This is a genomic window from Mycobacterium sp., assembly GCF_049802695.1.
GTDB lineage: Bacteria > Actinomycetota > Actinomycetes > Mycobacteriales > Mycobacteriaceae > Mycobacterium.
Genome location: NZ_JBARMY010000159.1, coordinates 1 through 10,336, shown reverse-complemented (window position 1 = coordinate 10,336; position 10,336 = coordinate 1). Strand labels below are relative to the sequence as shown.

Annotated in this window: 10 protein-coding genes; 4 read left to right on the top strand and 6 right to left on the bottom strand. The window is 66.7% G+C overall.

Annotated features, from left to right (window positions below; all coding sequences use genetic code 11):
• Nucleotides 1-1,037: CaiB/BaiF CoA transferase family protein (locus WA317_RS06570; RefSeq protein ID WP_425172268.1), on the bottom strand; the 1,037-nt coding region annotated here is incomplete at its 3' end.
• 21 nt (nt 1,038-1,058) lie between these two features.
• The gene (locus WA317_RS06565; protein WP_425172267.1) at nt 1,059-2,030 is read right to left on the bottom strand and encodes an NADPH:quinone oxidoreductase family protein; all 972 of its coding nucleotides are present in this window, start codon (nt 2,028-2,030) and stop codon (nt 1,059-1,061) included.
• Between the two features lie 79 nt (nt 2,031-2,109).
• Between WA317_RS06565 and WA317_RS06560 the strand changes: the two genes are divergently transcribed.
• From WA317_RS06560 to alsS, 3 genes are read left to right on the top strand one after another with little or no spacing between them, the layout of a single operon-like run.
• Complete coding sequence (locus WA317_RS06560; RefSeq protein ID WP_425172266.1) at nt 2,110-2,967, top strand: oxidoreductase; 858 nt, start codon at nt 2,110-2,112, stop codon at nt 2,965-2,967.
• A 5-nt stretch (nt 2,968-2,972) separates the two neighbouring features.
• Nucleotides 2,973-3,758: an acetolactate decarboxylase gene (gene budA, locus WA317_RS06555; RefSeq protein WP_425172265.1), complete on the top strand. Its 786-nt coding sequence runs from the start codon at nt 2,973-2,975 to the stop codon at nt 3,756-3,758.
• Complete coding sequence (gene alsS, locus WA317_RS06550; protein ID WP_425172264.1) at nt 3,758-5,428, top strand: acetolactate synthase AlsS; 1,671 nt, start codon at nt 3,758-3,760, stop codon at nt 5,426-5,428. The genes budA and alsS overlap by 1 nt, the downstream gene beginning before the upstream one ends.
• A 3-nt stretch (nt 5,429-5,431) precedes the next feature.
• Here alsS and WA317_RS06545 read toward each other — a convergent pair whose 3' ends face one another.
• From WA317_RS06545 to hisN, 3 genes are all read right to left on the bottom strand, one after another.
• Nucleotides 5,432-6,640, bottom strand: coding sequence for an acyl-CoA dehydrogenase family protein (locus WA317_RS06545; RefSeq protein WP_425172263.1), 1,209 nt, complete (start codon nt 6,638-6,640; stop codon nt 5,432-5,434).
• A 54-nt stretch (nt 6,641-6,694) separates the two neighbouring features.
• Nucleotides 6,695-8,083, bottom strand: a complete 1,389-nt coding sequence (locus tag WA317_RS06540) for an acyl-CoA dehydrogenase family protein (protein ID WP_425172262.1) — start codon at nt 8,081-8,083, stop codon at nt 6,695-6,697.
• A gap of 91 nt (nt 8,084-8,174) precedes the next feature.
• Nucleotides 8,175-8,963: a histidinol-phosphatase gene (gene hisN / locus WA317_RS06535; RefSeq protein ID WP_425172261.1), complete on the bottom strand. Its 789-nt coding sequence runs from the start codon at nt 8,961-8,963 to the stop codon at nt 8,175-8,177.
• Nucleotides 8,964-8,987: 24 nt separating this feature from the next.
• Between hisN and WA317_RS06530 the strand changes: the two genes are divergently transcribed.
• Nucleotides 8,988-9,332 (top strand): hypothetical protein, encoded by a 345-nt coding sequence (locus tag WA317_RS06530; protein ID WP_425172269.1) that lies wholly within the window; start codon nt 8,988-8,990, stop codon nt 9,330-9,332.
• Nucleotides 9,333-9,339: 7 nt separating this feature from the next.
• Here the strand turns inward: WA317_RS06530 and WA317_RS06525 are convergent.
• Nucleotides 9,340-10,336: HNH endonuclease (locus WA317_RS06525; RefSeq protein WP_425172260.1), on the bottom strand; the 997-nt coding region annotated here is incomplete at its 5' end.

The following is a 10,336-nucleotide window of genomic DNA, read 5'->3' as shown; positions in this document are numbered from 1 at the left end:
TGTATTCGTTCGTCGTAGTGGGCGGCGATCATCTCGCGGGCTTTCAGTTGCGGATCTTCGACGACGTCGGCGACCGTGTTGATCGGTCCGGCGATCACGCCGCCGGCGGACAGCGTCTCGATGATCTCGCCGGGCTGTCGCTGCGCGGCCCAGTCGCCGATGATCTTGTCCAGCTCGTCCTGATTGCGGCCGCGGGCGCCGTGGTTGGCGAACCGCTCGTCGTTGACCAGTTCAGGCCGGCCGATCAACCCGCATAGCCGCACGAAGACGCTGTCCTGGTTGGCCGCGATCACCACCCAGGTGCCATCCGCGCTGCGGTAGATATTGGACGGAGCGATGCCCTCCAGCCGAGTCCCCGACGGCCCGCGTACCACGCCGCCGACGTCATAGTCGGGGATGGTGGATTCCTGGATGGCCAAGCAGGATTCGGTCAGCGCGACGTCGACCACTTGACCTTCGCCGGTGCGGGCGCGCCGGTGCAGCGCGGCCAGCGCTCCCTGGGCGGCGAACATTCCGGCCAGGCTGTCACCCAGCGAGAGCGCCAGTCGGGGCGGTGGCTGTCCGGGGAAACCGTTGAGGTGACGCAGCCCGCTGGCCGCTTCGGCCACCGACGCATAGCCGGCCTTCTGCGCGTCCGGACCGGTCTGGCCGTAGCCGGACACCCGGACCAGGATGACGCCGCGGTGACGGGACGACAGCACGTCATAGCCGAGATCCCATTTTTCCAGCGTGCCGGGACGGAAGTTCTCCACCACGATGTCGGACTTCTCGACCAGTTCGAGGAAGAGCTCTTTACCCTGCGGCCGGCGCAGGTCGAGGGTGACGGCTTTCTTGTTGCGGGCGTGCACCGTCCAGAAGAAGCGGTGCCCGTCGAGTTCGGCTTGGCCCCAGGTGCGCAGCGGGTCAGGCGCGCCGGGCGCTTCTATTTTGATGACATCGGCGCCCATGTCGCCGAGCAGCCGGCCGGCGAACGGTCCGGCGATCAAGGTGCCCAGCTCGAGCACCCGCACGCCCTGCAACGGCCCGGTGGCGCTCATCCAACTACCCTACGGCGACGGTCAGTCCCGGATACGCAGGACGACCTTGCCCTTGGCGGTGCGGTTCTCCAGCGACGCGATCGCCGCGGCCGCTTCCTCCAGTGGGTAGACCAGTGGCTCCGGTGGAGACAGTCGACCGGAGCTGAGCAGCTCCTCGAGCCCGGCCCACTGTTCGGCCAGCGCGTTGGGATGCTTCCCGGTCCAGGCGCCCCAGCCGACACCGACCACGTCGACGTTGTTCAGCAACAGCCGGTTGACCTTCACGGTGGGAATCTCGCCGCCGGTGAAGCCGACCACCAGCAGCCGACCCCCCGGAGCCAGCGAGCGGAGCGAGTCGGTGAAGCGGTCACCGCCCACCGGGTCGAGTACCAGGTCGACCCCGCGCCCGCCGGTCAACTCCTTGACCGCGTCCTTGAACCCCTCGGCGAGCACCACATCGGTCGCGCCGGCCGCCGTGGCGACCTCGGCCTTCTCCTTCGTGCTGACCACCGCGATGGTGCGGGACGCGCCGAGCACCGGCGCCAGCCGGAGCGTCGACGTGCCGATCCCGCCGGCCGCGCCATGCACCAGCACCGTCTCGCCGGGTTGTAGCCGGCCGCGGGTGGTCAGCGCGAAATACACCGTCAGATCGTTGAACAGCAGACCGGCGCCGGCTTCGAAGCTGACGTTGTCGGGCAACTTGAAGGTTCGGTCCGGCGTCAGCACCGCGACCTCGGCCATGCCGCCGATGAGCATCGTCAGACCGACGACCCGGTCGCCGGGACGCACACCGGCGTCCTCGGGTGCCGAGCGCACCACCCCGGCGATCTCCGCGCCGAGCACGAACGGGGGTTCCGGCCGGTATTGATAGAGCCCGCGGGTGAGCAACGCGTCCGGGAACGCCGCGCCAGCGGCATGGACGTCGACGATCACGCCCCCGGGTGTCGGTTCGTCGACCTCGGTCACCTCGACCGCGTCCGGACCGTCCAACCGAGTCACCTGTGCCGCGCGCATGCCGCCTCCGCCCGTCAGCGGCCGGAGAGCTTCCGGCCGGAGCGTCCACAGCCTATCGGCAGCCCGATAGCCTTTTCGGATGGATTCCTTCCCGATTGGTCAGTACTCCGTCCACCGCATCGGCTTTGGCGCGATACAGTTGCCCGGCCCCGGCGTGTTCGGGCCGCCCCGCGACCGCGAGCAGGCGCTGGCGGTACTTCGGCGAGCTGTCGAACTCGGTGTCGACCACATCGACACCGCGCAGTTCTACGGCCCGGACGTGGCCAACGAGCTCATCCGGGAGGCGCTGCACCCGTATCCGGAGAACCTGGCGTTGGTGAGCAAGGTCGGTGCTCGTCGTGACGACAACGGGGCGTGGCTGCCGCTCGACGAACCCGCCGATCTGCGGAGGGATATCGAGGCGAATCTGCTCGCCTTGGGCGTCGATCAGCTGGCCGCAGTCAATCTGCGGCTGATGGAAGGCTCCGCGCCCGACCAGTACTTTGACGAGCAGCTTTCGGTGATGATCGCCGCCCGCGACGAAGGGTTGATCGGCGGCATCGGGCTCAGCGAGATCACTCTCGACCACCTGCTGCGCGCGCTCGAGCGCACCGAGATCGCCTGTGTGCAGAATGCTTTCAACATCGCGCAACGTTCGTCGGGTCCCTTGTTGGCGGAATGTACGGCCCGCGGCATCGCCTTCGTGCCGTACTTCCCACTGGGATCGGCCTTCGCACAGCCGAATCCGGTGCTGGGCAACGAATCGGTGCAACGAGCAGCTCAGCGGCTCGGATACACGCCGGCGCAGATCGCGCTGGCGTGGACGCTGAACGCGGCGCCGAACATCCTGCTGATTCCCGGTACGTCATCCGTGCAACACCTGGAGGAGAATCTCGCCGTCGCCGACATCGAATTGGACGAGGACACTCGTGCCAGCTTGACCGGGCTCGCCGGCTGAGTTAGATGGCCGCTTCGAGGCCACGCCACACCGGCGCAGCCGCTTTCCGCCGGTGGGCTCACGCGGCCGTCGCGCACCGCCATGGCAGCGAGATCTTTCAGACGTCCACGATGGGCGCGCTGCTCGGTGGCGTGTACGAGGGAAACGTCACGATTAGAGAGTTGTTGAGGCACGGGGATTTTGGTTTGGGTACCTTCAACCGTCTGGACGGTGAAATGCTGGTGCTCGACGGGGCCTGCTACCAACTGCGGGGTGACGGCAGCGCGACGGTCGCCGATCCCGACGAACTGACCCCGTTCGCCGCGGTCACCTGGTTTCGTTCGGACCGGACTATAGCGGTGTCGGATCCGCACGAGCGCGCCGCGCTCAAAGCGTTGATCGACGATGCGCTGGGCAGCGCAAACCTGATGATCGCCGTGCGAATCACCGGCCACTTCAGCATGATTCGCACCCGCACGGTCACCGAGCAACACCGGCCTTACCGGCCGTTCACCGAAGCCACCCAGGACCAGCAGAAGGTGACGCTCGTCGACGTCGACGGCACGCTGGCCGGTTTCCGCATGCCGGACTACGAGCAAGGCATCTCGGTGGCCGGCTACCACTCCCACTTCATCGACACCGACCGCCGGCACGGCGGGCATACCCTCGACTACCGGCTCGACCACGGAACCGTCGAGATCGGTGTGCGCTCGGAATTGCACCTGAGTTTACAGCGCACACCGGAATTCCTCGACGCCGACCTGAATCCGGCTGACCTGGAAAGCCAGATCCGCCAGACCGAGGGCGACTGATGAGCGAGGAGGCGGTCCGCTCGGCTCAGCGGGTGGTTGAGACGTTGCGCGCCTACGGTATTCGGCACGTGTTCGGCGTGCCCGGGGCCAAGATCGACGCGGTGTTCGACGCGCTGCTCGACAGCGGTCTCGAGCCGGTGGTCTGCCGCCATGAGCAGAACGCAGCGTTCATGGCGGCGGCCGTCGGTCGGCTCACCGGCACGCCGGGAGCAGTTGTGGTGACTTCGGGTCCCGGCACCACCAATCTGGCCACCGGATTAGTCACTGCGACCACCGAGCAGGACCCGATGATCGCGATCTGTGGCGCCGTCGCGAGGGTCGACCGCCTCAAACGCACCCACCAGTCGATGGACGCCGTCGCGGCGCTGCGACCCTTCACCAAGTACACCGGTGAGGTCGACGATCCCCGGAACGTTCCGGAGGCGGTGGCCAACGCGATCCGGATAGCCACCACGGTCCCACGCGGTGCCACCGCAGTGGTGCTGCCGGCCGACGTCTCTGCCGCACCGACCAGCAATGCGATCGTGCGACCGGCGCCGGTGCCGCCGCTCGGTCCCGCGCCGGCAGAGGCGATCGCAAAGGTCGCCGATCTGGTTCGCGCTGCGCAGTTTCCGATGTTGTTCGTCGGTATCCGCGCCGGCGACCCGGCGCCGTGTGCGGCGCTGCGTGAACTGCTGGCCGTCACAGACCTGCCGGTCGTGCAGACGTTTCAGGCCGCCGGCGTGGTGTCGCGCGAACTGGAGAACCATTTCGTCGGCCGTGTCGGGCTCTTCCGCAACCAGCCGGGTGACATCCTGATAGGTCAAGCCGATGTGCTGGTGACGGTGGGCTTCGACCCGGTGGAATACGACCCCGTGCTGTGGAATCCCGATCCGGCGCGGACGGTGGTCCACATCGACGAAGTGCCCGCCGATATCGACGAGCACTACCAGCCGAGTATCGAACTGCGGGGCGATATCGCGGCGACGGTGACCGCGTTGACGCGGCTGCTCTCGGGCCTGCGGTTGTCAGCCTCGGCGAGTGCGGCCGTCGCCGACCAACGCGCGGCCTTGAAGCAGATCGACGACGATGCACGGGCTGATTCGGAAGCCAGTGGCGCCGTGAGCCCAGTCGCTCTCGTGCTCACGATTCGCGACCTGCTAGACGACGACGCGACCATCGCCTGCGATGTGGGCTCGCACTACATCTACATGGCCCGGCACTTTCGGGTATACCAGCCACGGCGCCTGCTGTTCTCCGACGGGCAGCAGACGCTCGGTGTGGCGCTGCCGTGGGCCATGGCCGCCGCGATGGTGCGTCCCGGTACGCAGGTGGTCTCGGTTTCTGGTGACGGCGGATTCCTGTTCAGTGCCCAAGAACTGGAGACCGCTACACGTCTGGGGCTGAAGTTCACCCACGTCATCATGCGCGATAACGCCTATGACATGGTCGCCTTCCAACAGCTGCTGAAGTACGGACGCAAGTCCGGGGTGCAATTAGGCGATTACGACATCGTCCAATACGCAGCAGCGTTCGACGCCAACGGAATTCGCGTCGGCAGCCTCGCAGAATTCACCGCCGCGCTGCACGAGTCGCTGACCGCGCCGGGTGTCAGCATCATCGACGTGCCGGTCGACTACAGCCGCAACACCGAGCTGTTCGCCGAATTGCACCACGGGGTCGTCGAATAGCAGCTACTTCAGCTCAGTCGATGACAGGCCCAGCAAGCGGCGCGCGACGACCAATTGCTGGATCTGCTGCGTGCCCTCGAAGATGTCCATGATCTTGGAGTCACGCGCCCACTTCTCGAACAGCGTCTGTTCGGAATATCCTGTCGTGCCAGCTAATTCGACGGCCTTGAGGGTGATGTCGCTACCCACCCGGCCGGCTTTGGCCTTGCCCATCGATGCTTCTTTGGAGTTGGGGATGCGGTTGTCGGCTTGCCAGGCAGAGCGCAGCGCCAGTAAATAGCTGGCTTCCCAATCGGCTTCGAGTCGCAAGAATTCGGCCGCAGGGGCGCTTTGGGCGTGCGACGGCTTGTCGTAGGAAATTTCGACGCCGGCGTCGGTGAGAACCTTGCGGAGCTCTTCCAACGCGGCGCGGCCGATCCCGATAGCCATGGCGGCAATCACCGGGCGGGTGTTGTCGAAGGTCTCCATGACCCCGGAAAACCCTTTGCCGGCTTCGATCTCGGGGCTGCCGAGCAGGTTCTCCTTCGGTATCCGAGCGTTGTCGAACCGGATCGCGGCGGTGTCGGAGCCCCTGATGCCCAGCTTGTTCTCCAGCCGTTCGACGGTGACGCCGGGGTGCTCGCGCGGGACGATGAACGACTTGATCGCCGCACGGCCTTTCGACTTGTCCAGAGTCGCCCACACCACGATGTGAGTGGCGCGCGAACCCGCCGTCACGTAGATCTTCTCGCCGTTGATGACGTATTCGTCGCCGTCGAGCGTGGCGGTGGTGGACACGGCTGACGAGTCGGATCCGAATTCCGGCTCGGTGATGGCCATCGCGGCCCAGACTCGGCCCAACCGTTGCAGCTGCTCGTCGGTGGCCACCCCGGAGACCGCCGCGTTGCCCAGACCCTGATAGGGCATGGACAACAGCATCGCGGCATCGCCCCAGGCGGCTTCCAGTGCTGACAAGACCGCCGCCATGTTGGCGCCGTTGCGGTTCTCTTTCGTATCATCACCGGCGCGGAACGCTTCGGCCCCGGCCATGCCCGTGGTGCCAGACTCCGTGACTCCGGCGAAGATTTCGGACAAAGTGTCGAGTTCAACCGGGTAGGCATGCTCTTGCCGGTCGTATTTGCGGCCGATGGGCCGCATCATCTCCGCGGCGCCTTGATGCGCCTTGTCGACGACGGCGAGCATCTTCTTGGGCAGTTCCAGATTGATTGCCATGACGTGTCTTTCGGTAACGAAGTAGGGGAGTCAGGTGACCGGTTAGATGACGACTTAGATGACGACAATGCCCTCGGCGACGCCGATGGCCCGCAGGTCGCGGTACCAGCGCTCGACCGGGTGTTCCTTGGTGAAGCCGTGGCCGCCGAGCAGTTGCACGCCGTCCAGGCCGATCTGCATGCCCTTGTCGGCGCCCAGGCGCTTGGCCAGTGCCGCTTCCCGTGCGAACGGCAGGCCTTGTTCGGCTCGCGCGGCTCCACGCCAGGTGATCAGCCGCAAACCGTCGAGTTCGATGGCGATATTTGCGCACATGAACGCAACGGATTGACGGTGCGCGATCGGCTCGCCGAACGCGTAGCGCTCCTTTACATAGGGGACGACGTAGTCGAGCATCGCGTGGCTGGTGCCGACCGCCAGCGCTGCCCAGCCGAGGCGGGACAGCGCGATCGCCTCGGAATAGTCGGTGTCGCTTGCGTCGTCCTCGCCCAGACGTGCGTTCAGCGGCACCGACACCCGGTTCAGCTCGACGCGGCCCAGGGCGGCGGCGCGGATGCCCATGCTCGGGTCGGCCTTGACGGTGAGGCCTGAGGTCGACGACTCGACGATGAATAACGCCGGCTTGCCGTTGAGCTGGGCGGCCACGATGAACAGCTCGGCCTCGGCGGCCGCGGGAACCAGGGACTTGACCCCGTCGAGCCGGTAGCCGCTCGGTGTGCGGGTTGCCGTCGTCTTCAGATGGGTGGGGTCGAACAACGGCGCCGGCTCGGCGATGGCCAGGCAGGCTTGCGGCACGTTGTCACCGGCGAACTCGGGCAGGTAGGTGGCCTGCTGCTCGGCGCTGCCCCAGTGCGTCAGACCTGACGCCACGCCGCCGGGGGCCAGGATCGGCAGCGCCAGGCCCATGTCGCCGTAGGCCAGCGCCTCGGCGACCAGCGCATTGGTCACGCTGGAGCGTTGCGCGGCGATGCCGTCGAAGTCTTCGGGGATGTTCACCGCGGTGATGCCCAATTCGGCGGCCTTAGCGATCAGGTCGCGTGGGTAGGCCGCGGCTTCGTCGGCGTCGTGCGCGGCGGGTCGCAGAATCTCTTCGGCGAACTCGTTGACGGTTTCGACGATGAGCTTCTGGTCCTCGTCGGGGGTCAGGTCGAAGTAGTCCTGGCCGCTGGCCTTCAGCCGGGTAGGGCCGCTGCGACGTCCCGGAACGCGTTTGAACTGGCGGTTGGTGGCGCCGGCGACGGAGAAGCCGGTCTTGACGCCGTAGCGCAGGGTCCGGTTCAGCGGATCGCGCAGATGAAGCCTGTCCAGGAATTCCTGGCCGACGAGCGGAGTGAGCAGCCCGATCGCGATGTCGATGCCGGTCCGCTTGTGCTTGTGCGCACCGACGGCGGATCCGCGGCCGGTCCGCTTGGCACTTCCGTCGGTGGTGGAAAGAGTATTTGTCATGTCAGCAGCCTCGGTCGATGCCTGATGCGATACGGCTACCTTACTCCGGAGTAAGATCCGCTGACTGTTAGATAGTTCACACTCACCGATCTCAGGAGCGCGCAGGTCGAAGAGCGCCGAGCACTTCGTCGTGCAGCAGACGGTTGGTTGCCACGGCACTGCCGGCGTGCGGGCCGGCGATGCCGTCGAGGCCGGTGAAAGCGCCGCCGGCCTCGCGGACGAGGATGTCCAGCGGTGCCAGGTCCCAGACCGACACCTCCGGTTCGGCGGCGATGTCGACGGCGCCCTCGGCGACCAGACAGTAGGACAAGAAGTCACCGAACGCGCGCACCCGCCACACCGCGTCGGTCAGTCCGATGAATCGTTCACGCAAATTACGTTCGGCCCACCCCGACAGGCTGGAAAAAGACAGGCTGGCCGAGGCCAGGTCTGCCACTGCCGATACGGAGAGGCGACGCGGTGGGGAGCCGTCGACAGCAGCGAATGCGCCCTCGCCGGCAGCCGCCCACCACCGGCGGTGTAGCGCGGGTGCACTGACTACCCCGACGACAGGGACCCCGTCGTCAAGCAACGCGATGAGGCTTGCCCACACCGGCACGCCGCGGACGAAGTTCTTCGTGCCGTCGATCGGATCGATGATCCACTGCCGGCCGCTGAACATCGGTTGTCCGCCGAACTCCTCTCCGAGAATGCTGTCGCCGGGGCGTTCGCGGGCCAGTCCGGCACGCAACGCGGACTCGACCGCCCGGTCGGCGTCGGTCACCGGGGTCAGGTCCGGCTTGGTGTCGACGCGCAGGTCGAGCGCGCCGAATCGGGCGAGCGTCACCATGTCGGCTTCGTCGGCCAAACCCAGCGCGAATGCAAGGTCATGTCGGCTCACGGCAGCAGTCCTACCATGGCGTACGTGTGGAGTACCGGTGTGCTGCTACTGCTGGTGATGGCGCTCGCGTTATTTCTGGCGCCACGGTTCTTCCGCCGTAAGCCGGTCGACACTGTGGACGGCACCCTGCTGCTCACCGGTGTGAGTCCCCGACCCGATGCCACCGGCGAGCAGTACGTCACGATCACCGGCGTGATCAACGGGCCCACGGTCGATGAGTACACCGTTTATCAGCGGATGGCAGTGAATGTCGCTGACTGGCCGGCCGTCGGGCAGCTGATCCCGGTCATGTACTCGCCAAAGAACCCGAGCCACTGGGTCTTCGCGCCCTCAGAGCCTCCGCCCCGGTCCGAGCCGCCCGCCGACTAGGCAGGCGTTAGGCGGCGTGACGGGCCAGGGCAATGCCGATGCGGAACTCGAGCTTGCTGACGGTGATGGTAGGGCCGCGCGATGGAGCGCTGGAGCGGTAGTGCTCACCTGTCGGGCAGGTGAATTCCGCTGTGTGTCGTCCTGATTCGTCGACAGACGCGGTGACCCGCCAGCCGGCGGACTCTTTGACGTAGTTGCACCGCTCGCACAAGCCAATTCCGTTGACCGCGTTGGTCGGGCCGGCTTTAACGCGCGGTTGCGCATGGTCGGTGTGCCGAATCGGTGCATCGCAGTACGGCGTGCGGCAACGTTGGTCACGCAAACCGATGAAGGTGGCCAGCCCACGAGGAAAGAGCCGCGCCCGCGATTCGAGGGCGACCAGGGCCCCGGACTGAGGATGGGCGTAGAGCCGGCGCAGCGTCGCTTGTGAACGGCGGTCGTCGACCGCGGTCGCCACCAGGTGACGGGCCACCGCGGCCGGGATCGGGCCGTAGCCGCCGACTTCAGCCGGCGTGTCGTCGCCGCCGAGCAACGTGGCGTCCGACAACACGAGGTTGACCGCGATCGGCGCCGCCGTTGCTGCGCTTCTTCCGGTGACGCGTTCGACCAGGGCGTCTGCCATGACCTGCCCGCGCGACCGCCCATCGAAGGTGGTGTCCGCCTGGCGGCGCAACGCCGCATACACCGACACGCCTGTGGCGACCGGTAAAAGCGCCGTCAGATACGTCATGGTGTCGGGCGCCGGGCGGATTGTGACGCACCGTTCGTTCTCCGCCTTGGCCGCGCGCCCCACAACAGCGTGCGGATCAAGCCGATAAGCGATGGCCCTGGCTGCGGCGGCCACCCGCGCATCTCCCATGCCGTCCAGATCGGTCGGCTCGCCGCACAGCTCGGCATCCAAAGCCCGACGTTCCTCGACATCGAGGCACGCGCTTTCCCGGACGATCAGGGTGGCCCGCCATTCCGACAGAAGCCCGTGCTCAAGCGCCGCAAGGGTGTAAGGC